Origin of the sequence: Providencia hangzhouensis, from assembly GCF_029193595.2 — a bacterium.
Classification (GTDB): Bacteria; Pseudomonadota; Gammaproteobacteria; order Enterobacterales; family Enterobacteriaceae; genus Providencia; species Providencia hangzhouensis.
On the sequence record NZ_CP135052.1, the window covers coordinates 3079490 to 3105642 of the forward strand.

General features: G+C 39.7%; 20 protein-coding genes. 8 read left to right on the forward strand and 12 right to left on the reverse strand.

Annotated elements, in window-relative coordinates; all coding sequences use genetic code 11:
• The first annotated feature begins 113 nt into the window (after positions 1-113).
• Positions 114-572: a methylglyoxal synthase gene (locus tag PZ638_RS14065; RefSeq protein ID WP_004256102.1), complete on the forward strand. Its 459-nt coding sequence runs from the start codon at positions 114-116 to the stop codon at positions 570-572.
• Positions 573-628: 56 nt separating this feature from the next.
• On the opposite strand, the gene helD is transcribed toward PZ638_RS14065, so the two are convergent.
• Positions 629-2680 (reverse strand): DNA helicase IV, encoded by a 2052-nt coding sequence (helD, locus tag PZ638_RS14070; RefSeq protein WP_112308202.1) that lies wholly within the window; start codon positions 2678-2680, stop codon positions 629-631.
• A 123-nt stretch (positions 2681-2803) separates the two neighbouring features.
• Between helD and yccS the strand changes: the two genes are divergently transcribed.
• Positions 2804-4954: a YccS family putative transporter gene (gene yccS / locus PZ638_RS14075; protein ID WP_140170768.1), complete on the forward strand. Its 2151-nt coding sequence runs from the start codon at positions 2804-2806 to the stop codon at positions 4952-4954.
• 98 nt (positions 4955-5052) lie between these two features.
• Here yccS and PZ638_RS14080 read toward each other — a convergent pair whose 3' ends face one another.
• The gene (locus PZ638_RS14080; protein ID WP_136134709.1) at positions 5053-5667 is read right to left on the reverse strand and encodes a TfoX/Sxy family DNA transformation protein; all 615 of its coding nucleotides are present in this window, start codon (positions 5665-5667) and stop codon (positions 5053-5055) included.
• 231 nt (positions 5668-5898) lie between these two features.
• Here PZ638_RS14080 and sulA point away from each other — a divergent pair, with 231 nt between their 5' ends.
• Both sulA and ompA read left to right on the forward strand, forming a co-directional pair.
• Positions 5899-6420 carry an SOS-induced cell division inhibitor SulA gene (sulA, locus tag PZ638_RS14085; RefSeq protein ID WP_036957904.1) on the forward strand — a complete coding sequence of 174 codons (522 nt, stop codon included), beginning with the start codon at positions 5899-5901 and terminating at the stop codon, positions 6418-6420.
• 355 nt (positions 6421-6775) lie between these two features.
• A complete protein-coding gene (ompA, locus tag PZ638_RS14090) occupies positions 6776-7867 on the forward strand; it encodes a porin OmpA (RefSeq protein WP_004256113.1) in 1092 nt (363 codons plus the stop codon).
• Between the two features lie 171 nt (positions 7868-8038).
• Here ompA and matP read toward each other — a convergent pair whose 3' ends face one another.
• Positions 8039-8506: a macrodomain Ter protein MatP gene (matP, locus tag PZ638_RS14095; RefSeq protein ID WP_004256123.1), complete on the reverse strand. Its 468-nt coding sequence runs from the start codon at positions 8504-8506 to the stop codon at positions 8039-8041.
• 227 nt (positions 8507-8733) lie between these two features.
• Between matP and PZ638_RS14100 the strand changes: the two genes are divergently transcribed.
• From PZ638_RS14100 to fabA, 3 genes are all read left to right on the forward strand, one after another.
• Complete coding sequence (locus PZ638_RS14100; protein ID WP_004256125.1) at positions 8734-8856, forward strand: GhoT/OrtT family toxin; 123 nt, start codon at positions 8734-8736, stop codon at positions 8854-8856.
• 208 nt (positions 8857-9064) lie between these two features.
• Positions 9065-10801, forward strand: coding sequence for an AAA family ATPase (locus PZ638_RS14105; protein WP_094960706.1), 1737 nt, complete (start codon positions 9065-9067; stop codon positions 10799-10801).
• Between the two features lie 96 nt (positions 10802-10897).
• Entirely contained in the window at positions 10898-11416 is a 519-nt protein-coding gene (gene fabA / locus PZ638_RS14110; RefSeq protein ID WP_004256129.1) for a bifunctional 3-hydroxydecanoyl-ACP dehydratase/trans-2-decenoyl-ACP isomerase, read from the forward strand.
• Positions 11417-11545: 129 nt separating this feature from the next.
• Here the strand turns inward: fabA and rmf are convergent, their stop codons facing one another.
• The 6 genes from rmf to rlmKL form a co-directional block, all read right to left on the reverse strand.
• Entirely contained in the window at positions 11546-11716 is a 171-nt protein-coding gene (gene rmf, locus PZ638_RS14115; RefSeq protein WP_004256131.1) for a ribosome modulation factor, read from the reverse strand.
• Between the two features lie 350 nt (positions 11717-12066).
• Positions 12067-12621 (reverse strand): membrane integrity-associated transporter subunit PqiC, encoded by a 555-nt coding sequence (gene pqiC, locus PZ638_RS14120; RefSeq protein ID WP_096864217.1) that lies wholly within the window; start codon positions 12619-12621, stop codon positions 12067-12069.
• Positions 12621-14270, reverse strand: a complete 1650-nt coding sequence (pqiB, locus tag PZ638_RS14125; RefSeq protein WP_004256135.1) for an intermembrane transport protein PqiB — start codon at positions 14268-14270, stop codon at positions 12621-12623. Before pqiB ends, pqiC begins: the two co-directional genes overlap by 1 nt.
• Positions 14267-15493: a membrane integrity-associated transporter subunit PqiA gene (gene pqiA, locus PZ638_RS14130; RefSeq protein ID WP_004256137.1), complete on the reverse strand. Its 1227-nt coding sequence runs from the start codon at positions 15491-15493 to the stop codon at positions 14267-14269. The genes pqiB and pqiA overlap by 4 nt, the downstream gene beginning before the upstream one ends.
• A 78-nt stretch (positions 15494-15571) precedes the next feature.
• Positions 15572-17479 (reverse strand): ABC transporter ATP-binding protein, encoded by a 1908-nt coding sequence (locus PZ638_RS14135; protein WP_272674334.1) that lies wholly within the window; start codon positions 17477-17479, stop codon positions 15572-15574.
• 11 nt (positions 17480-17490) lie between these two features.
• Positions 17491-19599 carry a bifunctional 23S rRNA (guanine(2069)-N(7))-methyltransferase RlmK/23S rRNA (guanine(2445)-N(2))-methyltransferase RlmL gene (gene rlmKL, locus PZ638_RS14140; protein WP_275612123.1) on the reverse strand — a complete coding sequence of 703 codons (2109 nt, stop codon included), beginning with the start codon at positions 19597-19599 and terminating at the stop codon, positions 17491-17493.
• Between the two features lie 98 nt (positions 19600-19697).
• On the opposite strand from rlmKL, the gene PZ638_RS14145 reads away from it, so the two are divergent.
• Complete coding sequence (locus PZ638_RS14145) at positions 19698-20813, forward strand: YcbX family protein (RefSeq protein WP_094960704.1); 1116 nt, start codon at positions 19698-19700, stop codon at positions 20811-20813.
• Positions 20814-20937: 124 nt separating this feature from the next.
• Here the strand turns inward: PZ638_RS14145 and PZ638_RS14150 are convergent, their stop codons facing one another.
• From PZ638_RS14150 to pepN, 3 genes are all read right to left on the reverse strand, one after another.
• The gene (locus tag PZ638_RS14150) at positions 20938-21483 is read right to left on the reverse strand and encodes a cell division protein ZapC (protein ID WP_004256145.1); all 546 of its coding nucleotides are present in this window, start codon (positions 21481-21483) and stop codon (positions 20938-20940) included.
• 271 nt (positions 21484-21754) lie between these two features.
• Entirely contained in the window at positions 21755-22765 is a 1011-nt protein-coding gene (gene pyrD, locus PZ638_RS14155) for a quinone-dependent dihydroorotate dehydrogenase (RefSeq protein WP_036958164.1), read from the reverse strand.
• Between the two features lie 324 nt (positions 22766-23089).
• Positions 23090-25708, reverse strand: a complete 2619-nt coding sequence (pepN, locus tag PZ638_RS14160) for an aminopeptidase N (RefSeq protein ID WP_272674335.1) — start codon at positions 25706-25708, stop codon at positions 23090-23092.
• Positions 25709-26153: the final 445 nt, after the last annotated feature.

Consider the following 26153-nt stretch of genomic DNA (forward strand, 5'->3'; position numbering starts at 1 on the left):
AAAATATCTCCCAAAACCTATAAACTATTCATTAGCATTATGATATATGTTGTATATCTTTGCTCATTCAATTTTTAAAGATGTCTATCTCGCATCTTATTTAAGGGAACATCATGGAATCAACTACCCGTAAAATTACAGCCTCAAAAAATATTGCTTTGGTTGCCCATGACCACTGTAAACCTTCATTATTATCTTGGACTAAGAAAAATAATGAACGGCTTCAAGCTCACAATTTATACGCAACAGGAACTACAGGCAATTTAATCCACCAGCACACTGGGTTGCCTGTTACGAGTATGCTAAGTGGCCCAATGGGGGGAGACCAACAAATAGGCTCAATGATTGCGGAGCAAAAAATTGACCTATTAATTTTCTTCTGGGACCCTCTTAATGCTGTGCCTCATGACCCAGATGTTAAAGCACTACTACGTTTAGCCACCGTTTGGAATATTCCTGTCGCAACCAACTCTGCAACCGCAGATTTTTTAATCACCTCACCCTATTTTGATAATACGATAGACGTCGTTATTCCTGATTACGAAAGCTATTTAACCAAACGAACTAACTAATTCTATCTCTATTAAGCGCCAGAGTATTCTGGCACTTAATAGATCATAATATAGCTTTAAGGTTTCTTTTGTTTTGGAACGCCCAATTGCTTGAGTTCATCGACAAATTCTGACGGTTTTTCTGGGTGATAAAGCAACCAAACTTGCTGCTTAGCCCGTGTTAATGCGACATATAGCAAACGCCTTTCTTCTGCATGGTCAAAATCTTCGGGCTTAGGCAATAATGCTTGCTCAATAACTGATTCGCGCGCAGGCGCAGGGAAACCATCCTTTCCGCTATTCAGACCACAAATTATCACATGATCTGCTTGCTGCCCTTTTGATGCATGAATAGTCATAAACTGAATATTTAATTTTGGCCAACGAGTTTTGGCTTTATCTAAAATATTAGGTTTTAAATAATGGTAGCGGGCTAGTACTAATATCGTTTCATCATCAAGGACATAACCACTCATTTTATCCAATAAGCGTTCCAAGGCATCTTCATAAAGAAGAATAACAGATTTTTTATTCCCTTTAGTTAAACTATTCAATGGCTTATCTAACTGCATAGGGTTTTGTAAAATAAACTGATTTGCAACCTCACCAATGCGTTGGTTAAAACGATAAGTCGTGTCTAAAGCGCAAAGTTCCCCAATACCAAAGTTATGTTCAAACGATGTCGTTAAGTCTAATTCTGCACCACTAAACCGGTAAATGGCTTGCCAATCATCTCCAACCGCAAATAATGTGGTTTGCTTATTCTGCTGACGTAGTGCTTGCAGTAACTTCGCCCTGAGAGGTGAAATATCTTGAAACTCATCAACTAAAATATGTTTCCATGGGCTAATAAAACGTCCTTTTTCTAAAATATTAATGGCTTGATGAATTAATCCAGAAAAATCAATTGCACCTTCATCTTTCAAAGCGCTTTTCCATACTTTCAATAGCGGCGCCATTAAACGAATACGTTTTTGAAAAAGATCTCTTATTTCTTCCGACGTATTATCAATCATGTCCTTCTGGCTACCGCCATGCATACGCATTAAACTTAGCCAACGGTCTAAACGGGCAGTGACTTTAGTGCTAATTTTTTCGTCTTTCCAGAATTCACCGTCTGGAATTTCCCATTGCAACTCTTCAGAAAGCCATTCTCGCCATCCTTTTGCCTGCGCTTTCTTTGCTGAACATTGTTCTCGCCATTCGTTTAATAACAGTGTTTGTCGTTTTTGAGTGTCTGTTTCTAACTCGCTAATCACTGGCGATTTTTTGCTACCTTCACGAATGATATGTAGAGCAAGCGCATGGAAAGTTTTAGCTTCAATATCTTGTTGTAAACGTAAATGAATACGCTCATTCATTTCATCTGCAGCTTTACGGCCAAAAGCCAACAAAAGAATTTGTTCTGGTTTTGCCAAACCTCGCAAGATTAGCCAACCCGCTCTTGCAACTAGGACTGATGTTTTACCACTTCCAGCCCCCGCCAGTACTAATACATTATCCTCACCATTAATCACAGATAAGGACTGTGAATAATTGAGTGGTGATGTTTCTACTTGCTGGAAAAAATCGTGATAACGAACTAATACAGACTCACACCAGTGATCGTTAATTTGTTTTCGGCATTCTTGACCGCTATTCAGCCAATTCAGACATTCGTGATATTGTGCTGCACAATTTTCATATAATGAAATGCGCACCAAAGGCATAGGCAGAGACGAAAAGTTTTGTGATATTTTATCTTTTATTTCAGATAGATGACGTAATGTTAGCCACCTGTCTTGTTGTGTCAATTGTTCAATCGAATTAACTAATTCAGTCAATACACTAGCACTGACTTGACTCATTTCAGTGCTCCATTGTTGCCATTTTTCATTCAAATAATGGTAAAAGCGCTGAGTTTGCTTCCATTCAGTACCATGTAAACGAACAACTTGTTCATTCACAATTTCAAATTCTAACTCCCCCCAAACAATCCCTCTCTTACAACGAAGATCGATAAGTTCATTAAATGGGATAAGATATTGGTGGTTTTCACCACTCACTTCAATACCTGCGTTGAGTAAGCGAACCCGATTGTAGGGATGCTGAGCCAGACGCTGTCCAATCTGTGTTGATTTCAGTTCCATACGTCCTGCACCTGAGAAAATCAATGACAAAAATACGGTTGGCTTGATTCCAAACGGTTTTTTATTCCTTGCAAACAAGCTATCCTATATAGATTAGGGCTTGTCTTACCTTTGAGGTACTTTGTGTTAACACTGCTTACCAGTTATCGTCGTGTGCTATATAACAGCCATTTTTTATATTATATCCGAATATTTATAGCCCTGACAGGCGCAACCTTAGTGCCGTGGTTGTTAAACCAAGAGCCTAAAATCACCATCCCACTGACATTGGGTGTGGTTGCTGCAGCACTAACTGACTTAGATGATAGGCTAACTGGCAGAATAAAAAATTTAATTATTACACTTTTTTGTTTTTTTATTGCATCAGTTTCTATTGAACTACTTTTTCCCTATCCTTTATTTTTCTTTTTTGGCCTCGCATTTTCTACCTGTGGCTTTATTCTTCTTGGCGCTTTAGGGCAGCGATACGCAACCATCGCATTTGGTGCGCTGTTAATTGCCATTTATACCATGCTCGGCGTACCCATTTTTGATACTTGGTACCAACAACCCACATTATTACTCACAGGGGCAATTTGGTATAATATTTTAACCTTGATTGGGCATATCTTATTTCCTGTTAGGCCATTACAAGATGCAATTACCCAATGCTATCAGCAACTTTCAGCTTATCTAGATGCAAAAGCCAACTTATTTGACCCTGACTTAGAAGATGACTACCAACGCTCAGTTTATGATTTAGCATTAGTAAACAGTCATTTGGTCAGTACCATGAACCAAGCAAAAATTGCATTACTGAGTCGGTTAAAAGGAGACCGGGGGCAAAAAGGTACCCGAAATTCGCTACAATACTATTTTGTTGCCCAAGATATTCACGAACGAGCGAGTTCGTCTCATATTCAATATCAACAACTTAGCCGTACTTTACGTCATTGTGATATTTTATTTCGTTTCCAACGCCTATTAACTATGCAAGCGAGAGCCTGCCAGCAAGTTGCTCAATCTGTTTTATGGCGTAAACAATACCAACATAACCCTCGTTTTGAGCGTACTTTCACTTACATTGAAAAATCGCTACAGCTACTAAAACAGCAATCGCCTGAGCTTCATGAAATTAAGGCCCTATATAACTTACTTAAAAACTTAAAAGGAATTGACGTCCAACTGAAAGGCCTAAGCCTTGAGCAGAGTTCATGGCAGCAAAATAATAAGCAAATAGAACAGTTATCTGACGAATCGTTATCAGGTATTAGTGATATTATTTCGCGAGTTAAGCACCATTTAACACCAAAATCCTCTTTATTTCGCCATGCAGTAAGAATGTCAATTCTCCTTTGTACTGGCTATATCATCATACAACTATTTGATATGGAAAGAGGATATTGGATATTACTCACGAGTTTATTTGTATGCCAACCAAACTACAGTGCCACTAAACGGCGCTTAGCCCTTCGCATAATAGGAACTATCGTTGGTATTCTTATTGGCTTACCTTTGCTGAATTTAATCCCTTCAATGGAAGGGCAACTTACGCTAATCGTTATTTCTGGTTTACTGTTTTTTATGTTTCGCAGTAGTCAATATGCCCAAGCAACATTATTTATCACACTTCTCGTTTTGTTTTGTTTTAACCTACTGGGCGAGGGGTTTGATGTTGCACTTCCACGGATCATTGACACATTAATTGGTTGTTTTATTGCATTACTTGCAGTGAGTTTTATTTGGCCAGACTGGAAATTCCGCCAACTTCCCCAAGTCATTCAAAAAACTATGGACAGCAACTGTCGCTATTTAGATGCTATTTTACAACAATACTACCAAGGTAAAGACAACCGCCTTGAGTACCGAATTGCACGTAGAGATGCACATAATAATGATGCAGAGTTCGCTTCTATTGTGTCCAATATGGCTTCTGACCCTAAGTCTTATCGAATTACCCAAGAACAGGCTTTTCGCCTACTCTGCTTAAACCATACCTTACTCAGTTATATTTCTGCATTAGGTGCACATCGTGAAAAAATGCAAAATGAAGGTAACCTTTCATTACTCAACGACGCAATTTGCTATGTTGAATCGTCGTTACAAATCACCACCATTGACCCACTAGTTATTGATAAAAAATCAGATGAGCTTCGCCATAGTTTATTAAACCGAATAGATAACATTTCAACTAGTGATGACGAAAAAACGTTACTTATCATGGAACAAACTAAGTTATTACTCGAATTAATCCCTGAGATAAAACAGATAATTCGAACCATTAGTGCATCATAAATATACCGATGAGCGGGTATTAAAACTCTAAATACCCGCCCATTTCATATCGCGTAATGTAATATTAATTCTAATAATAACAGTCGCTTTCCGCAGGTTTAGGCTGACGTCAACTCAAAACTATTATACCAAGCAATTAACTCTTGTTTGATATCCTTGGGTAAAACAGCACTATGACACCCTTCTATTGCAGCAGCTAAGCCAATGAGTAACTTAATACTTGGGTTATTCCTACCATGTTTTTTTAGCTTCATAAAACAAGCCTTTGCCCCCATCATACGCAGCTCATCAACATGCGATACCCCGATTTTCCCTAGTGCGCGCTCAACCGACATATTCATATTAGGCAAATCTTTTATACGCATAGTCATTGATTGCTTTTGTTTTAATTCCTCGATAGCTGAACGGTACGCCAACTCAATATATTGGAGAAACAAGGACTCGTCATGCCAAACTTGTTCCGAAAGTAGATAGTAGCGCATTTCTAATGGAATGCCTTTTTTACTATAAACTAACCGATTAAACCCTAACGCTTCAAAGTGACTTCTTGCCACTAAGCAGCCACGCAAATAAAAACAACCATCGAGTACCAACCCTACAATGGCATCATCGACTAATAGACAAAATCCACCAAAATGATTTTTACGTTTTAGCTCGCCAAACTGACTTAACAAACGAGATAAATAAAAAATTTTTTCTTCTTCTAACAACATTACCAAACTCCTTTTTGGGTATGCTCAATTTTCATCCTTGAGAAAAATAATTTTATAACTTCTTTTTTTACAGATAATTACGCATAACTAATTTTGAGAGCTTCCATAAAAAATGCCAAGAAGAATGCAGAAAAAAACAACAAAGTTGCGAAGCGCTTTGAAAAAATAGTCTTGATATTGGATGGATATACAGTTACTGTATGTTCATACAGCATTGTAACGAGGTAAATTATGAGCATCTATTCTTGGAACAACTCAACAGAACATTCTCTTAATAATTACGCACAATCAATCCCTGCGACAGGGCTTACTAACAGCTCTATGCAACAAGGTATGGTGAGCGAGCTTGTTTACGATGAAAAACACCCTATTATGGATTACATTTTGTTGCCAATGCTTCGCCAGTTTGGGGTTCAATCACGCTGGTTGCTCTGGTTAAGCCCTAATAAGAAACTCAGTAAGCATTGGTTAGAACAATCAGGAATACCAACTCATAAAGTTATGCAATTAAACCATATGGAAGATATCACTACGATTGGCGCCATGGAAAAAGCACTAAGAAGTGGTAATTACAGTGTGGTTTTAGGGTGGCTACCTGAAATAAGCGAGCAAGATTTTGTTCGCTTGCAATACGCAGCTCAAGAAGGCCGTTCTATCGGTTTAATTATGCGCCCACAGAAAACGTTTAATATGATTAATACACTAGCAGGACAGCCAAACCACTTAAAAATTCATTCAAATCATTACCACTAGCCAAGATTAAGAATTTTCTTACTAAATTTAACCTTTAGAAATATTTTCCTCTAAAGTTAAATTAAATGTATTGTAGATCAATCAGATAGATAAAAAATAATCATTACAGAAAATATACATATCTCTCTGATTTATACACTAAAAAAATACTTTTTTTAACGATTATTGCTCACTCTACTTGTATCTTTTTAAGTTCGTTGTAGACTTTAGCTTGTTCGGCTTATGGCATTATTTTTTTACTTTTATTATTTTTTTGTAGATAATGTCTGCGAAACCTAGCAAGTAAATTAAACCAATGGCATATAATAAGGCTCAGCGAAGCCAAGCCAATATTGGATGATAACGAGGCGTAAAAATGAAAAAAACAGCTATCGCAGTAGCAGTGGCAGTAGCAGCTTTTGCAACCGTTGCACAAGCAGCTCCAAAAGATAACACTTGGTATACCGGTGCTAAATTAGGTTGGTCTCACTATGAAGACACTAGCCTGAATCCAGCAAAAACTGGTACAGACTATGCAGGTTGGGGCACTGTTGGTAACAGCACTGACCGTGACACAATCGGTGCAGGTGCCTACGCTGGTTACCAATATAACCAATACTTAGGCTTCGAGCTTGGCTATGATTGGTTCGGTAAAATGAAATACAAAGGCGCTGGTAACAGCGGTGACCTGAAATCTATGGGTGTTTCATTAACTACCAAATTAAGCTATCCAATCATGGATGACTTAGATGTTTACACTCGTTTAGGTGGTATGGTTTACCGTACAGAAGCTAAAGCTCACCAAAATGGCCAACGTTTCAAAGAAACTGACACTGGCGTTGCACCTGTATACGCATTAGGTCTTGAGTATGCAATCACTCCAGAGTGGGCTACTCGTTTAGACTACCAATGGGTTAGCAACTTAGGTGATAAAGACAACATCGGTACTCGTCCAGACAACGGCATGCTGAGCGTTGGTGTTGCATACCGTTTCGGTCAAGCTGATGCTCCAGTTGTTGCTCCAGCTCCAGTTGTTGAGCCAGCAGCTCCAGTTGTTGAAAACAAACGTTTCACACTGCGTTCAGACGTTCTGTTTAACTTCAACAAAGCATCTCTGAAACCAGAAGGTCAGCAAGCTCTGAATGAACTGTACAACGAACTGAGCAGCATCGACCCAACTCAAGGTCGCGTACTGGTAGTTGGTTTCACTGACCGTATCGGTTCACAAAACTACAACCTGCCACTGTCACAGAAACGTGCTCAGTCAGTAGTTGACTACTTAGTATCTAAAGGCGTTCCAGCTAGCGCAATCGCTGCAGAAGGCCGTGGTAAAGAAGATCCAGTAACTGGTAACAAATGTGACAACGTTAAAGGCCGTGCAGCTCTGATCGAGTGTTTAGCGCCAGATCGTCGCGTTGAAATCGAAATCCAAGGTACAACTGAAGTTGTAACTCAGCCAGGTGCTTAATTCTTAGCCCTAGTTTGAATTTCGAACTGAAATACAAAAACCCCAATTAATATTGGGGTTTTTTATTACTAAAAATAATAGACACGATACAAAAATTCATTTTTAAAATTAAACTTCCCGCAGTCATGTCATATAGCTTGAATTACCAGCACGGATCCTCACAGATCTTCTTTAATTATCTTTTTCCTTTGGTGTTCCAAGGATCGCTTGCAAATCTTGTTTTAATGAGCTCATTTGGCTTTCATATTTATCTTTGTGTTCCGCATCTTCAATCAACTGAATAATAGTTTCAGACAACGTTTTATTACGCTTCACAGCAAGATTAGACAAACGCTGCCATACTGAAAAATTTAAATCTATTGATTTCTTACGTGTATGTGGATGCTCGGCATTGAAATGACGCTTACGCCTCGCCCGAATACTCTGTTTCATTCGGTTATCAAGCTCTGGATTCATATGCTGAGTGATCCACTTTAGTACATCAACCGGTCTATTTTCCATTTTTAGCAGCAAGTCTATGGCTTCTTTTTCTGCGCTTCTTTCTATATAGCGGGTAATTGCTTCGCCACCTCTTGCTTTATTGACGAGGTATTCCCATTTCCAGCCACATTCAAGATTTTCAAGCTGCTGATATTTCATAATTTTTCCTGAAGAAAATTGAACCTATTTTTATATTAGCAAGATTATAAACAAAATACTCATGCAGATATTCGATTTAGTGGAATATTCACTTTTTCAATAAAGAAGGTAAGCCTACCTTGTAAAAATAGTGTACAATCCGCCCCTATCTGTTAACAAATTAATAAAACTGCATGTCCACATTTGAATACATACTCGTCATCTATGGGATTGGCGGTGTATGCGCAATGCTATTTACCCTACTCGTAACAAAAGATCCAAACTTTTTTATGCGCCTACTGAGCGCCATACTTATTGGCTTAACTTGGCCAATGACACTACCCATTGTATTTATGTTTTCGTTATTCTAGTCGATAATTCAACAATTATTGCTGCAAGATTGCCTATCAAAGGCTAATATAACAAGCTTGCCCATTGGGTAATGAATTAGCCTGAAATTTGTTTATAAAACAAACAATGCTATTTAGCAAATTTATTAAATAAACCTTTTTCAGGCATATACGCCCAGCTTACTGGCAGGCATTTTATTTATAACTCTATTAATAGCAGATAATTATAGTGATCAGTCAAGAACTAACATGGCAAGGCCTAATTCCTAACTTATCGTCATTTCAGACGAAATTTGTATCTTCAGAAACGTTGACCCCTGCAATTTTATCAGACATTCAGCCTAGGCTATCTGATGGCATACAACATTTTGTTGATGAATTTGCCCAAACGCGCTTTATGTTTATCAAGTCTGATGAAAGTGAGACATATCTTAGCCTTTATGCTAATGCAATTACCCCATTACTGGCAGAGATAAATACTATTGATGGTGACTATCAATTATCTGAAGATAACCGCGTTTTCCAGTGGGAAAATGGTGTTACAAGCCGTTTTTCTTCTCGTGATAAAATCGCTTACCGTAATTGGATAGAACCCGAACAATTATTTGGCTATGTTACCCCTTCCTTGAATTTAGTCCCAGGCTTACTTCACCAAATCAATGGTGGCATATTAGTTATCGCTGCTAGCACATTAATTAATCAACCTTTAATGTGGGCTCGCCTAAAAAATATGGTTAACCGTCAACAGCTTGAATGGCTACCTTATTCGGATAATCAACCTTTACCCATTGAAATTGAGCCACAGCCTTTAGAACTTAAAGTCATAATTGTTGGTGACCGACTCGCTCTAGAAGAATTTGAATTTACATCACCAGAGCTATTTAGCTGCGCTATTTATGGCGAATATGAGCCTGTTATGTTCTTCGAAGATGAAGAACAATTGACCTTATGGATGCGTTATATTAAATCCATTATTGATTCAAATAAATTACCGAATATTTCCCCTGATGGGTGGCTTCCTTTTATCCAACAAGCTGTACGTTACTGTGAGGATAAATTTAATCTTCCTCTTGATAATCTTTGGTTAGTTCGCTCCCTTGTAGATGCCAGCCATTACCATGTCAACCATTTGCTCACTCAAGAGTCATTTAATCAAGCTAACGAAAATCGCCAATGGCGCCATAGTTTCCTAGCAGAACGTACTCAAGATGATATTTTGCAAGAACAGATCTTTGTTAAAACCGAAGGCGAAGTTATCGGCCAAGTTAATGGTTTATCTGTTTTGCAATACCCAGGGCACCCTGACGCTATTGGTGAGCCTTCTCGGATCACCTGTGTCGCACATTTAGGTGATGGCGAATTCACTGACGTAGAACGCAAAGCAGAGCTAGGTGGTAATATCCATGCCAAAGGCATGATGATCATGCAGGCCTATTTAAATTACGAGCTTAAATTAGAGCAACCTCAACCTTTCTCAGCCTCTATCGTCTTTGAGCAATCTTATGGTGAAGTTGATGGTGATAGCGCATCACTCGCAGAGCTGTGCGCTTTAATTAGTGCATTAGCACTACAGCCTATTGACCAGCAAATTGCTATCACTGGTGCGGTTGACCAATTTGGCTATGTCCAACCTATTGGTGGGGTGAATGAGAAAATTGAAGGTTTCTTTGATATCTGTGAAAAACGCGGGTTAACTGGCAACCAAGGTGTCATCATCCCAATGGCAAATGTCCGCCATTTATGCACCAAATCTGCTGTCGTTGAAGCCGTAAAAGAAGGCCAATTCCATATTTGGCCTGTTGAACATGTCGCCCAAGCCATTACTTTACTCACTAAACAACCTTACTTTGAACAACAAGCTGAAGAGGAAAATGTACACCTGTTAGCTTTAATTCAAGAACGCATTAATCAAGCAAATTCACCGGATAAGGCTAGACTTCCTTGGTTCTTAAAATGGATGAGTTAAGTAAAGATTGCGTAAAAAATAGCAGATCGGAGTTGTTCAGCGTACAAGTGTAAGCTATCCTGTACCCCTACACATAATAAAGGCTATCTTAAGAACATGGTTGATAAACGCGGATCCTACACAAAAGATGATTTAATTGCTTCTGGTAAAGGCGAATTATTTGGAGAAAATGGTCCTCCACTGCCATCAGGAAACATGTTGATGATGGATCGCATCGTCAGTATGACTGAAGATGGTGGCACATTTAATAAAGGTTATGTGGAAGCTGAACTGGATATTAATCCAGACCTTTGGTTCTTTGGCTGCCACTTTACAAACGACCCTGTCATGCCTGGCTGTTTAGGCCTAGATGCAATGTGGCAGTTAGTTGGCTTCTATCTTGGCTGGCTTGGCGGTGAAGGAAAAGGACGTGCTTTAGGCGTTGGCGAAGTTAAATTTACAGGCCAAGTCCTCCCTACTGCGAAGAAAGTCACTTACCGCATCAGCTTTAAACGCGTGATCAACCGTAAGCTGATCATGGGGTTAGCAGACGGTGAAGTCTTAGTTGATGGTAAATTAATTTATACTGCAACAGACTTAAAAGTGGGTCTTTTTAAAGACACGAGCGCATTCTAAGCTTTGAAATGCAAACCTCCGCAATGGCGGAGGTTCTTAAATTGATTGATATCTTTAACTTAAAAACCCGAAAATACTCAAATAAACGAGTACAGGCTATTTAACCTAAAAGATTAAAAGAATGTGGGGTTACACTACCGCTATGGTTCGATCCTCCATCGCCTTTCGCCAACCACCTAGCCAATGCGACCGAGCATCTACTGCTTGATATGGGCATAGTTCTTTAGAGCGCCCTGCTAAACCTGCTTGATAACCTCTTGATAAAGCTCTTTCTAAACGGTCTCGCTTCTGTCTTTTCATGCCTTACTTCCCTCATCATTTAAATGGAAAAGAAAACAGCACCTACTATTTTTTAATAGGTACACTATAGAAATAGCGCCCGTTGATAAAAAAATCAAGTAAAGATTTTCATATATTTGTCATAAATAGCATAAATGTGACTTGTATGTGGCAATTAATATAATCTATTGATTTTAATCATAAATAAAAATATCCTTTTATTTATCATCATATTAGATAACAAAAGAATTTATCATTCACTAATATATAAATTAAAAAGATATCTATATTTAATAAAAATAATAATGCACCTAAAATATATAAACTATATATATTAAAGGTGCATTTAATATAAAATACTTAGGTAATAACTAGTATTTACCTATCTCTTTCGCAATACTCTCAGCCACTTGCTGCCAGCCCATCGATAACGTACGGACCAACTCCGGGTAACCATCTTCATTTTGATCTAATTGCACATCAAAATTACGGCGGATCACGTTGTTATTATGAGAGTAAGTCCAAAAGCCTTGAACTAATACTTTACCGTCATACCGCCCATTAAAGGCCGTTAAAGTGATATCGAGCGTATCCGGCGAGTTCTGTAATGGCTGCAAAGAAACTAGTTTTTCAGGTAATGCCGCAGATAATTCTCTCACCATCGACTGCCCAAGCTGTTGTTCTAATGGGCTAGCCCATAAGTGTGTACTCGCATTGGTATAACTGACATCTGTCGTTTGGTAAGTAATACCATTTGACGTCAATACATCCGATAACATGATGCGCTGTAACCATACTTGGCCTTTATCCATCACCTCTGCAGATTGTGTCTGAGGAGTTTTCATTGGCAATTGATAGTACTTTTTCTCAGGAGTACTACTACAAGCCGCCAATAATAAAACAAATATCGATAATAAATATCTCATTATTTTTTCACTCCTTTAGGCTCAACATCCTTCGTTGGCTCAGCTTCAAAAACTAATGCGTTACTCTTATTATTTAAAGTACGTAAAAGTGGCTGAACTTCTCTCAATACTTGGTCTAAACGCTGCATGTTATCCACCATTTTATTATAGGCTGGTGAACCAGGTTGGAAACCTTGCATTGCACGGTTCATTTCTTGCAGTGTTTTTTGCAAGTCATGAGGTAAATTTTGGAACTCTTTACTCGCCATCACTTTGTTGAGCTGTGCCAACATGGCATTAGCTTCTTTAACAACTTTCTGCCCTTCTGCCAATGTTTGTGTGGTTTGATTAAGCATTGGTTCAATTGGCATATTGTTAATTTTATCCAACACTGCAATGACTTTTTGTTGAATTTGCGCTAACCCTGCACTGGTTGTCGGGATAATTTTATAGCCAGCAACTACAGTTGGGCCTTTATAAGGCTCTGCATTTTGCACAAAATCCAAATCAACAAATAATGCGCCAGTTAGCAAGTTTCCTGATTTTAATGATGCCCTTAAGCCATCTTTCAAGGCTAAATTTAATTCATTTTTCAAATTAAAATTCTTACCGACATCTTTAGAGAAACGCTCTGGCTCAATGTGAATCAAAACCGGAATTCTAAAGTCATTATCCAGTGATTGGTCTAAACCTTCCGTATAAAAAGGCACTTGTGCAACGGTACCTAAACGAATACCACGGAACTCTACTGGCGCTCCGGGTTGCAGGCCTCGCACTGAGTCTGAGAAAAACAAAACAAAATCTTGATACTGCGTATACAAGGAATTTTGAATACTACTTTGGTTATCAAAGAGTTGGAATTCAGTATTTTCCTTCACATTTGCACCTGGAACCCACCCTGTTGGAACATCAAAACTCACACCACCGGTCAGTAATGTGGCTATTGAGCCCATTTCAACGTGAACACCTTGGGATGACATATCAAAAGCAATACCGCTGTCTTTCCAGAAACGTACATTTGAACTAATCAATTTATCATAAGGCGCATTGATAAATAATTGGTAGCGCATATCACGCTTGTCCATATCAAAGTCACTGGTTTCAACAGAACCAACTCGGTAACCACGGAATAATACTGGGTCACCTGGGTTTAGTTGCCCTGCCTTATCGCTCACCAATACAACACGAATTCCCTTAGCATCTGGTGATGCAAGAGGCGGAGTATCCAATAAGGTGAACTCGAAATGTTCTTTTGCCGCTAACCCCGGTTGAAGCTCAATGTAAGCACCTGAAAGTAATGTGCCAAGCCCAGTGACGCCATCACGCCCAATTGTCGGTTTTACAATCCAAAACGCGGAATCGGTACGCAACAATTCTTTCATTTCATTATTCAAGCGCGCTTTAATAATCACTCGACTAAAGTTGTCATCAAGTGTCACGCTTTCTACAACGCCAATATCAACGCTGCGACTTTTAATTTTCGTTTTACCCGCTTCTATTCCTTCAGCATTGTAAGTGATTAATGTCACTTCAGGGCCTTGGTTGCTAAAGTGGTAAAATAAAACCCAAGCACCAAGCAAGAGCGTCACTATTGGGATCACCCATACAGGCGACCAACTTTTTAGCTTGCTAATTTTGGCATTGGCCTGCGGTGTTTCTTTTTCAGTCACCCGATGACTCCTTCTTGTTCAACAGTATTTACTGCATTTTTTCTTTCACAGCGATCCCAAGTTAATCTAGGGTCAAAGGTCATCGCTGCAAACATTGTGAGAATAACAACCACACCAAAGAAAATAATCCCCATCGCAGGGACAATATTCATCAACTGCCCCATTTGAACCAAAGAGGCTAAAATAGTGATAACAAATACATCTATCATTGACCAACGACCAACATATTCCACCAACTCATAAATAAAATGCATACGATGTGGGTCACGATTACCGTACCCCTTGGAATCTAGGCAAAGCCATGCAATTCCTATCATTTTCAATGTAGGCACCATGATACTGGCCACAAAAATCACCATGGCAACAGGATATGACCCGTCTTCCCACAACAAAATGACTCCGTCAATAATGGTCGAGTTTAATGCGGTTCCCAACGTATTTGTGGTCATCATTGGTAGTACGTTAGCAGGGATATACAACATAATTGATGTCACTAAAAGTGCCAAAGTCCATTGTAAACTTTGGTTTTTCCGTACACTACCATGGGAGTGACAACGTGGGCATTTTGATTGTTCGGCAGGTAAAATCGCCGTACACACAAGACATAAACGTACATCTTGTTTAATACCCGTCTGGCCCACGATTAACGGCTTATCTAATTTCGGAGCCGCTTCAATTCGGTTCCATAGCCAGTGACGATCTAAGCATTGAAAAGCCCTTACTTGCAGCATGCAGTACGCGCAATAAGGTAAAAAGCTTAACCCGATGCCAATATCGCCGTAAGCTATCAATTTAACAAAACTGACTAAGACCCCCGCTAGAAAGATCTCAGCCATACACCACGCTTTCATTTGGAACAGTATACGGGTGATCACCACTTTAATACCTTTAGGAATATGAACTTGCAACCCTAAAAGGATAATGGTGACCATACAAAATGCAGGAATAATCAATGAAAAGAATAGAAAAAATAGTGCCAGACCGCTATAACGCGTGGTTGCTATAATTTCAATGATTTGGAATAGTGAAATTTCATTTTCAATCCCTGCGGCGCCCATCTTAACAAAAGGGAACAAGCAGGCAACAAACAGCATAATTAATGCACTGAATGCATATGCTGCCGGCTGCTTATACGGATATCGCCACTTTGAGACCAATGTGGTTTCGCAGCGTGGACACGTTGCCTTGCTCCCTTGTTCCAACTCAGGAACTGCAACCAACATGTCACACTGAGGACAAAGCACATGTTCATGAGACGCATGGTTGCACAAAGTGTATTTGCTCCTTTAATTAAAACGTAATTAGCCGTTCTTCAGCAATTCAAGCTCTTGCCAACGGTCAAATGCTTGCTCTAGTTCAGCTTCTTTTGCTGCTAGCTGACTCAGCGTTTTTTCTGTTACATCATGTGGTTGATTGAAAAAATCGGCATCACCAACTTGAGTTTGCAATGTTTCAATTTCACTTTCAAGTTGTTCCAATTTTGCTGGCAATTGTTCCAATTCACGTAATAAATTATAACTGAGCTTATTTGACCGTTTTACCGCTTCTTTCGGCTTCGTTGGTTTATCTTGGCCAGTCACTTTACCTGTTTGTTCTGATTTCAAACTCACGGTTTGTGCTTTTTGTTGTTGAGCATCATAATACCCACCAGCAAAACGGTTAATGACCCCATTACCTTCGAAGATCCAACATTCTGTCACACTGTTATCAACAAACTCTCGGTCATGGCTAACCAACAAAACCGTTCCTTGGTAACCATCAACTAGCTCTTCGAGTAACTCTAAAGTTTCGACATCAAGGTCGTTAGTCGGTTCATCGAGGATCAATAAGTTACTTGGTTTTAGGAATAAACGCGCAAGCAACAAGCGGTTACGCTCACCACCAGAAAGCGCCCTAACAGGAGTCATCGCACGTTTTGGTGGAAACATAAAGTCTTGTAAGTAGCCTAAAACATGGCGTGGCTTGCCATTGACCATGACTTCTTGTTTGCCTTCCGCCAAGTTATCCATCACGGTTTTATCTGGGTCCAATGCCGCACGGTGCTGGTCGAAATAAGCAACTTCCAACTTAGTCCCACAATGAACTCGTCCGCTATCTGCTTGTAAATCTCCTAGCATTAAGCGCAATAATGTTGTTTTACCACAACCGTTTGGCCCAACTAGCGCGATTTTATCGCCACGTAATACTTGAGCTGAAAAATCTTTTACCAGTACTTTATTATCAATCTGGTAATTCACATTTTCCATTTCGAACACAATTTTGCCAGAACGGGCTGCTTCACCCACTTGCATTTTCGCTGTGCCCATCACTTCACGACGCTCTGAACGCTCTACGCGTAGCGCTTTCAGCGCACGAACACGACCTTCGTTACGAGTACGTCGCGCTTTAATACCTTGGCGGATCCACGTCTCTTCTTGGGCTAATTTACGGTCGAATTCTGCATTTTGCATCTCTTCAACACGCAATGCTTCTTCTTTATTCACCAAGTAGTCATCATAATTACCCGGCCAAGAAGACAGCTGCCCACGGTCTAAATCAATAATACGTGTTGCCATATTACGGATAAACGAACGGTCATGGGAGATAAATACGATGCTGCCTTGGAAATCTTTTAGGAAGTTTTCCAGCCAAAGAATTGTTTCTATATCTAAGTGGTTGGTTGGCTCATCTAAAAATAGTACTCTTGGGTTACTCACTAACGCACGGCCCAAAGCGGCTTTACGAAGCCAACCGCCTGATAGTGAAGACAGTTCTGCATCCGCAGGTAAACCGAGTTTTTTCAGCACATCACTGATACGAGAGTCCAGCAACCATAAATTACGATTATCTAACACCTCTTGTAATTCAGCTAATTTATTTAGATTCTTTTCACTCGGGTCGGTTTCGACCTCTTTTGCAACATGGTGATAATCTTTGAGGTACTGAGCCTGTTCTGCAACACCTTCAGCCACAAAATCAAAAATAGTGCCTTCAATATTACGCGGTGGGTCTTGCTGCAAGCGTGCAACAACTAAATCTTGCTCATAAACCAATTGGCCATCATCTAACGGCTGTTCTTTCGTTAACACACGCATTAACGTTGATTTACCCGCACCATTGCGACCAACCAAACATACACGTTCGTTATCTTCGATATGAATTTCGGTATTATCCAGTAATGGGGCATCACTAAACGAAAGGTATGCACCCGACAAATTAATTAAAGCCATTGATTCTATCCTTACTCTGCGTGGCTAATTAGCCAGCAGTTATGTATTTGGCGGTTACGAGCAAAATCTTCTGACAGTGTTTTCGCTGTGATTTCTTGTGCTTGTAATCCTAATTCTTTAATTGCTTCAAGATCCATTTTAAAACCGCGTTTGTTATTAGAAAACATTACGGTTCCACCACGGCGTAATAACCGCTTTAGGTGGGTAATCAATTGGATATGATCTCGTTGTACGTCAAACGTACCATCCATGCGTTTTGAATTTGAAAATGTTGGGGGATCAATAAAGATCAAATCAAATTGTTCCCGGCTATTCGCCAGCCAACTCAAGCAATCCGCTTGAATTAAACGATGTTGGCGACCTGTTAGCCCATTCGCTTGTAGGTTTTTCTCAGCCCACTCAAGATAAGTGCGTGACATATCTACGGAAGTGGTGCTTTTCGCGCCGCCAAGCCCTGCATGCACAGTGGCAGTGCCGGTGTAACAGAACAAGTTTAAGAAATCGGCATCTTTACTCATCTGGCCTAACATTTTACGGGCAATACGATGGTCAAGAAATAACCCTGTATCCAGATAGTCCGTCAAATTCACCAACATTTTCGCATTGTATTCTTGCACTAAAAAGAAATCGTCTTTTTGCGCTAATTTCTCATACTGCTGCTTGCCTTTTTGGCGCTGGCGCGTTTTTAACACTAGCTGATTCGATGTCAGTTCTAATACATTCATTGTTGCAGTGATCACATCAAATAGGCGTTGACGAGCTTTGCGTTCATCAACGGTTTTCGGTGGCGCGTATTCTTGGATCACCACTTTATCGCCATAAATATCAACCGCAACATTGTATTCAGGTAAATCAGCATCATAAACACGGTAACTATCAATGCCTTGTTGTTTTGCCCATTTACTTAATTTCTTGATATTTTTACGTAAACGATTTGCAAAATCAGGTGAAATTTCCGCTATCGTTTCTGATGGCGTAGCCGCTAGCTGGTAGTTTTTCTGGACACAATCTAAAGGACCATTCTTAGCTTTAAATTCACGCTCTGAACGCAGTTGCAAACAGCTGAGTAACTCAGGAGAAGCACTAAAAATCGATAAACGCCAACCAGGGAAGCGTGCCTTCACGATCCGCCCTAACTGGCTATGTAGCGCAATTAAAGCAGGCTCACTTTCTAAACGCTCCCCATAAGGGGGATTGCTAATAATCGTGCCTAACGCATCGGCCTTAACTGGGTTTTCCAATGCAGCGGCATCACCTTGCTTAAAGGTGATTAAATCTTGTAACCCTGCACGGCGCGCGTTCGCACGAGCCATTTCCAGTACGCGCTTATCGATATCAAAACCATAAAAACGCGATGTCGTTTCTTTCAAACCTTGGCGGAAACGCACTTGCGCTTCCGTGGTTAGTTCACGCCAAAGTTCCGCGTTAAATTTCGACCATGCATAAAAGCCCCAATGCGTACGGTGTAACCCGGGGGCTTTATCTGTTGCCATCATTGCGGCTTCAATTAACAAGGTTCCTGAACCGCACATTGGGTCGACCAAGGGTGTTCCTTGCTGCCAACCTGAACGGTTGATAATTGCTGCCGCCAGAGTCTCTTTTAAGGGCGCTTGACCTGCCAAATCACGGTAGCCACGAATATGTAATGAATCACCACTTAAATCGAGTGCTACACTGGCTTTTTCTTTATTAAGGTAGACGTTGATGCGGATATCCGCTTGCTGGCGAGCGACATCAGGACGTTGGTCTAGCTTGCGTACGAAGCTGTCTACGATAGCATCTTTCACTTTCAATGCACCGTATTGGCTGTTGCTAATTTCTTCGTTAGTCCCTGTAAAATGAACAACAAAGGTATCATTGACGGAGAAAATCTCACTCCAGTCGATTGCTTGTACACCGAGGTACAAATCTAAGTCACTGTAGACGTCAAAATCATTCAGTGGCAATAAAATACGCGATGCCAGCCGACTCCACAGTAGGCTTTGGTACATCACACGTTCGTCGGCCTGAAAATAGACACCCCCTTGGGCCACTTTGCATTGGCTAGCGCCAAGCGATTCTAATTCCGTTTTCAGTAGTTCTTCAAGGCCGCGAGCTGTGCTGGCAAACAGAGAATTCATAGTATTTATTACCAATTTGGATGAAAAATTGTTGCGCATTATAGCTAATCTTATGCAGTTGTCATAAAGTTGCTACGCACAATTATAAGGATTAAAAAATGATAACGCTTTCGCGCCTTTACACACACCCAGTTAAATCTATGCGAGGAGTTCGTTTATCCCACGCCTTCGCTGATATTAGCGGTTTGACTTTTGATCGTAATTTTATGGTAACCACGCTGGAAGGTAAATTTATTACGGCGAGAAAATATCCACAAATGTTACTTTTTACACCGGTAATGCTCAATAATGGTCTTCACTTGCGAGCACCAAATGGCGAAAGTGCGACGGTATTGTATCAGGACTTTGATGATAAGCAGAGCCCTACTGAAGTTTGGGGCAATCATTTTCATGCACTTATTGCACCTGAAGCGATAAATAGCTGGTTAAGTACCTTTTTTGACGAACCGGTACAACTACGCTGGCTAAGCCCGCAGCTTTCTCGTCGCGTCAAAGAACACCAAGATGTACCGATGTCTTTTGCTGACGGCTACCCTTTCTTACTGATCAACGAAGCTTCTGTCCAAGAACTGCAACGCCGTTGCCCTGCCAGTATTAAATTAGAACAGTTTCGTGGCAACTTAATTATTACAGGCGCCAAGCCTTTTGAAGAAGATACATGGAAAACCATTCAAATTGGTGATGTCATCTTTACATTAGATAGGCCATGTAGCCGATGCATTTTAACTACTGTTAGCCCAGAGAAAGGGATCAAACATCCCCACAGTGAGCCACTTGCGACATTACAAACCTTCCGTTCAGATGAAACAGGGGATGTCGATTTTGGCCAAAATGTGATTATTAAAAATACCGGTGTTATTCGTGTTGGCGATACTCTGACGGTATTAGAAACTAAACCAGCAAAACAGTATTTAGTTCAAGAGCGGGAAAGTGACCTAGCAGCTAATAGTTTAAATACTCAAGCCAATAAGGTCAGTTTAGTTTTTGAAGAAACAGAATATACCGGTGATAACCAAAATGTGATCCTGGAGCAATTAGAATCCAATGGTTTAACTATCCCTTATTCATGTCGAGCTGGCATCTGTGGTCGCTGTAAAATTAAGCTTATTTCTGGGGAGGTCACCCCGTTAAAACAAAGCGCCATTAAAGAAAACGGTTATATACTCGCCTGTAGTTGTATCCCGAAAACATCCGTTAAATTAGCGTTTAATTAAGCGTTGATTTTGCTTTTTAACACCATCAAAGTTTCAATTCTACGATGGTGTTAAACGCTCAAAACTAGATTAATTAGCAAAAAAACTTTTGTTTCACTATTCTTTTTTGATCTCTAGCGATCATTTAAATAGCATTACCGTATAATTGACGTTTCACTTTAGATGAATATTCAAGCATGCGATCGTTCATGATCTTAATTGGATCGCAAAATCGTAAAGTTCGATCGGGTAATTCTAAAATTGGTTCCGCTAATAAACATAAACTCGCAGAAGGGCCAGCCTCAGCAATAATAAATGTGGAATAATGGTTCGTATTTTCTAAACACACTTGAATTATTTGCCCCTGCTTAGGCTCATTAATATAGTGAAATGAAGAAAAGTACCAACTCTTTGGCATCTGTGGCTTTAAAAAACGAAAAGCAACTAAACTATTTAAGACTAATTCAGCTCTTTCTTCTTGAGTAATATTTAGCCTTTTAGCCTGCTCATCAAATAAATAATATTCACCTGCATCTTCGATACTAAAAGGCATCTCATTACGAGCAAAAACCGTTAGCATCTTAGCAGGAAAACATGAGCGAAATATCATGCCGTTGGCGAGATCTAACATCACCCTATTATGGTCATGATCAAAATACCAACGCCAATGATCATCAGGTTTAATATTCATAAACGACCCTTTAGCGATTTACCGGTAAATAAAGTAGAAATGATCTCTATAATGATCCTTTCTAAATTTACTCTAAGGCTATTTTTATATGCTAAAAATTGGATCTGCTAAATAAGAAGATGCGTTAGAAATAACTGGATAATATTGTTATCTAAATAGCAAATCTACTGAAAATTGAGTTCAACTTGATACAAAAATAGCCACTATTAGCAATATAGTTTAAAAGGGGGAATAAATAAACCCCCTTGATACGTAAATTTACAATTTATTACTAGATATGATTAACAATATCTTTAATTAATTTTGGCCCATGATAAATAAAACCAGAATAAATTTGAATTAAAGAGGCACCCGCTTCCATTTTTTCACGCGCCGCGGTAAGGGAATCAATTCCACCTACTCCAATTATTGGCAGCTTTCCATTTAACTCACGTGAAATAATCTTAATAACTTGTGTACTTTTTAATTGCACAGGACGGCCACTTAACCCACCAGCCTCATTACAATGATTTATCCCTTGAACCAAAGAACGATCTAGCGTGGTATTCGTTGCAATAACGCCATCAATATTATGCCTAACTAGGCTATCTGAAACTTGGATAATTTCCTCTTCAGATAAATCAGGCGCAACCTTTACAGCGACAGGTACATATTTTTGGTGCTGTAATTGTAATTCCAGTTGTTTTGCTTTTATACTACTTAATAAATCATCTAGTGCTTCGCCATATTGTAATGTACGCAAGCCTGGCGTATTTGGTGAGGAAATATTAATAGCAATATAACCTGCATGAGCATAGACCTTATCCATGCAAATTAAATAGTCATCTTTACCTTGTTCAACAGGTGTATCTTTATTTTTACCAATATTGATACCAATGACTCCGCCGTAATTCGATTTTTTAACATTCTCAACAAGGTTATCGACACCTTTATTATTAAAACCCATCCGGTTAATTAAACCTTCTGCTTCTACAAGTCGAAATAACCGCGGTTTGTCATTACCAGACTGTGGACGAGGAGTTACCGTACCAATTTCTATAAACCCAAAACCCATTGCACCAAATGCATCAATACATTCACCATCTTTATCTAAACCCGCGGCGAGCCCTAGTGGGTTTTTAAAGGAAAGCCCCATGCATTGAACGGGTTTAGTGGCAACAGATTGGCGAATAAGACATTGGAAAGGGGAATGGTTCAAACGTTGAAGCTGACGAAAAGTCAATTCATGAGCTTTTTCAGGATCGAGCTGGAACAGTGCCTTGCGGGCAAGATGATATAACATATCCAATAACCTATTTTTACTAGTGCGTTTCAATAAAATAGACATTATGTCGCGCGCCAAAACCCTCGCCAAAGACTGATTGCCGAGTTTTCACTGTGCGAACTATTTTTCGTCGGATAAAACGCGCTATAGATTACCCTATCTCACCGCGCTTTTACCATGAAAAAATCAATAAAAATTCATTTGCCTGGTTTTTTTGGGGGAAAACAACCACTTTATGACAGTTATCTCTCATTTAATATTCCATTATTGTCATAAACAAATAAGCCGCTAAATTAATTTTAGCGGCTTATTAAAACCAATAATTGGTTAGCTATATATAAATCAGCTTTCTAACGCTTTGGTAATTTTTTCAAATAGATCACCAGAAAGGTTATCGAGCGCTTTCAATTGCTCAAGCACTTTGCGCATCTGTGCTTGGCGCTGTTCATCATAACGTTTTAAACGGATCAACGGCTCGATCAGCCTCGAAGCCACTTGCGGGTTACGTGTATTCAGATCGACTAAAATTTCATACAGGAATTGGTAACCACTGCTATCTTTCGCATGGAAATTAACGGGATTCCCTGCTGTGAAAGCACCGACAAGTGAGCGAACACGGTTCGGGTTACTCATACTAAATGAGCGGTGATTCAATAATGCACGTACATTGGCAAGCGCTTCTTTTGCAGGGTTCGCCCCTTGCAATGTAAACCACTTATCCATGACTAACCCGTCATGGTGCCAACGCTCATCAAAGTCTGCCATTAACTGTTCTTTACAAGCTAACTGTGATTCATTTGCTGCGGTCAATGCGGCCAGCGAATCCGTCATGTTATCGGCAGATTGGTATTGTTCCTGCACTAATTTGTTCGCCAGCTCACTATCATCACCCGCAGCTAAATATTGCAGGCAAATATTACGCAATGAACGTTTAGCAATATCTTGGTGATCAACACGATAGCCATCAATATTAATGGAGCGATAAACGGTGAGAAGCTCATCATGCATTTCTACTGCTAAATGATGATGGATAAAATTCACCACTTCGTGGATCGCTACCGGGTCAATAACCGTAAATAATTCTGCAAGCTCATTTTCGGAAGGCAACGTTAAGATCAAGGCGACTAACGCAGGGTCAATCGAATCACTTAATAATACACCGCGAAAAGCATCAACTACTGGCTCAGGTAAAACTAAAGCCTCACCATTTTGATAGTGAGCCACGTTAATTTTTACATAATTATTAATGAGTTGCTGAGCAGCATCCCAACGAGCAAATTCATTGCTTGCATGCTGCATCAAGAAAGCTAATTGCTCATCTGTGTAGTTGTAATCTAATTTTACAGGGGCTGAAAACTCACGCAATAAGGAGGGAACTGGGCGACTTGTCACCTCATCAAAAACAAACGTTTGAGTTTCTTGCGTAATGTTTAGCACTGAATTTACCACACTACCATCACGTTTTAGCGTAATAATTCCACCTTGCTCATCATAGAGCTCAATATCCAATGGGATATGTAATGGCAGCTTTTCAGCTTGATCCGCTGTAGCTGGTGTCATTTGGCTAACATGTAGCGTATATTGCTGTTTTTCTGGTGAATATTCATCACGCACAGTTAAAACTGGCGTCCCTGATTGGCTATACCAACGACGAAATAGTGATAAATCAACATTTGACGCATCTTCCATCGCCTGCACAAAATCGTCACAGGTTGCCGCACTGCCATCATGGCGATGAACATAAAGTTGTATTCCCGCTTGGAACATTTCCTCACCGAGCAGCGTATGGATCATGCGAATGACTTCAGACCCTTTTTCATACACTGTTAAAGTATAGAAATTGTTCATTTCGATGACTTTGTCAGGACGGATTGGATGCGCCATTGGGCTTGCATCTTCAGCAAACTGGGCTGAACGCATCACTTTAACATTGTTGATACGGTTAACAGAGCGAGAGCCTAAATCAGAGCTAAATTCTTGATCGCGGAAAACAGTTAACCCTTCTTTTAAGCTCAATTGGAACCAGTCACGGCAAGTGATACGGTTACCAGTCCAGTTATGGAAGTATTCGTGACCAATCACAGATTCGATATTCAGATAGTCTTTATCCGTCGCTGTCTCACTTTTAGCTAAAACATATTTAGAGTTAAAGACATTCAAACCTTTATTTTCCATGGCTCCCATGTTGAAGAAATCAACGGCAACAATCATATAGATATCAAGGTCATACTCTAAACCAAAGCGTTCTTCATCCCATTTCATGGCATTTTTCAGGGACTGCATTGCCCATGGTGCACGGTCTAAATTACCTTTATCGACAAAAAGTTCTAATGCAACTTCACGGCCACTACGAGTGACAAATATGTCTTTTAAAACGTCAAAATCGCCTGCAACTAAGGCAAATAAATAACTTGGTTTTGGGAATGGGTCTTCCCATTTCACCCAATGGCGGCCGTCTTCTAACTCACCTTCTGCGATACGGTTACCATTTGATAATAAATAAGGATAACGTGATTTATCCGCTGTAATTGTGGTGGTATAGCGAGCCAGCACATCTGGTCGGTCTTGGTAATAGGTAATATGGCGGAAACCTTCCGCTTCACATTGTGTGCATAACGCCTCACCTGAAACATATAGCCCTTCTAACGCTGTATTTTTTTCAGGGCTAATTTCATTCACAATCCGCAGTGTAAAAGATTCAGGTAATGATTCAATAATCAATTTACCTTCAGATTCTTTATAGTTTTTCCACGCTTTGCCATCGACTTCAATACTGACTAGTGATAAATCTTCGCCATTGAGTTCAAGTGTTGATGACTGAGAGTTAAGGCGTTTTACCTTGCTTATTGCGGTAACGACTGTCTTCACTGGGTCAAGATTAAAATCGAGGTCAATTTCTGTAATTGTGTAATCAGGTGCTTGATAATCCTGACGATATTTCGCTTGTCTTAGCTGGGTCATAAGTAACCTTTTAATTCGTTATATTCAATATCGTACTGCTTTATTACTTATACAATACTATAAGCCACAATAATGTGAATGGATTTGAGAAACATTTTCATCAAAAAATGTTATCTATTTTTATGGCAATGTTAGCTTTGTATGTCACACCCTGCTTAACTTTGTTAAAAATTCGTTTGTTTGTTGGTGCTATAGTACTATTAAATATTTTATAGCGTGTTAGTATCTTTTCGTGATTAATGCTTTTTGTCTATTTCTATGGAACATAATACGAATAAAACGTATTTATTTGATTTTATAGTAATACAAAAAGGCAATGCGCGAATTTAGGTTGCCGTGCTCCTTGAAACCAAGTGGTAGAATAACACTTCTATCTTTTGCTAAAGTGGGTATACTTTTGCAACTTTAACGATTTAGCTAACGACTATTGCTGCTTTTATCTCAT

Excerpts from the sequence above, each read along its gene's own strand:
- PZ638_RS14065 (WP_004256102.1), top strand. The coding sequence starts at position 114 with ATGGAATCAACTACCCGTAAAATTACAGCCTCAAAAAATATTGCTTTG.
- ompA (WP_004256113.1), top strand. The coding sequence starts at position 6,776 with ATGAAAAAAACAGCTATCGCAGTAGCAGTGGCAGTAGCAGCTTTTGCA.
- pepN (WP_272674335.1), bottom strand. The coding sequence starts at position 25,708 with ATGACCCAGCTAAGACAAGCGAAATATCGTCAGGATTATCAAGCACCT.
- matP (WP_004256123.1), bottom strand. The coding sequence starts at position 8,506 with ATGAAATATCAGCAGCTTGAAAATCTTGAATGTGGCTGGAAATGGGAA.
- PZ638_RS14145 (WP_094960704.1), top strand. The coding sequence starts at position 19,698 with ATGATAACGCTTTCGCGCCTTTACACACACCCAGTTAAATCTATGCGA.
- rlmKL (WP_275612123.1), bottom strand. The coding sequence starts at position 19,599 with ATGAATTCTCTGTTTGCCAGCACAGCTCGCGGCCTTGAAGAACTACTG.
- PZ638_RS14100 (WP_004256125.1), top strand. The coding sequence starts at position 8,734 with ATGCTATTTACCCTACTCGTAACAAAAGATCCAAACTTTTTTATGCGC.
- PZ638_RS14135 (WP_272674334.1), bottom strand. The coding sequence starts at position 17,479 with ATGGCTTTAATTAATTTGTCGGGTGCATACCTTTCGTTTAGTGATGCC.
- pqiC (WP_096864217.1), bottom strand. The coding sequence starts at position 12,621 with ATGAGATATTTATTATCGATATTTGTTTTATTATTGGCGGCTTGTAGT.
- pyrD (WP_036958164.1), bottom strand. The coding sequence starts at position 22,765 with ATGTTATATCATCTTGCCCGCAAGGCACTGTTCCAGCTCGATCCTGAA.
- rmf (WP_004256131.1), bottom strand. The coding sequence starts at position 11,716 with ATGAAAAGACAGAAGCGAGACCGTTTAGAAAGAGCTTTATCAAGAGGT.
- PZ638_RS14080 (WP_136134709.1), bottom strand. The coding sequence starts at position 5,667 with ATGTTGTTAGAAGAAGAAAAAATTTTTTATTTATCTCGTTTGTTAAGT.
- sulA (WP_036957904.1), top strand. The coding sequence starts at position 5,899 with ATGAGCATCTATTCTTGGAACAACTCAACAGAACATTCTCTTAATAAT.
- pqiA (WP_004256137.1), bottom strand. The coding sequence starts at position 15,493 with ATGTTGGTTGCAGTTCCTGAGTTGGAACAAGGGAGCAAGGCAACGTGT.
- PZ638_RS14150 (WP_004256145.1), bottom strand. The coding sequence starts at position 21,483 with ATGAATATTAAACCTGATGATCATTGGCGTTGGTATTTTGATCATGAC.
- helD (WP_112308202.1), bottom strand. The coding sequence starts at position 2,680 with ATGGAACTGAAATCAACACAGATTGGACAGCGTCTGGCTCAGCATCCC.
- fabA (WP_004256129.1), top strand. The coding sequence starts at position 10,898 with ATGGTTGATAAACGCGGATCCTACACAAAAGATGATTTAATTGCTTCT.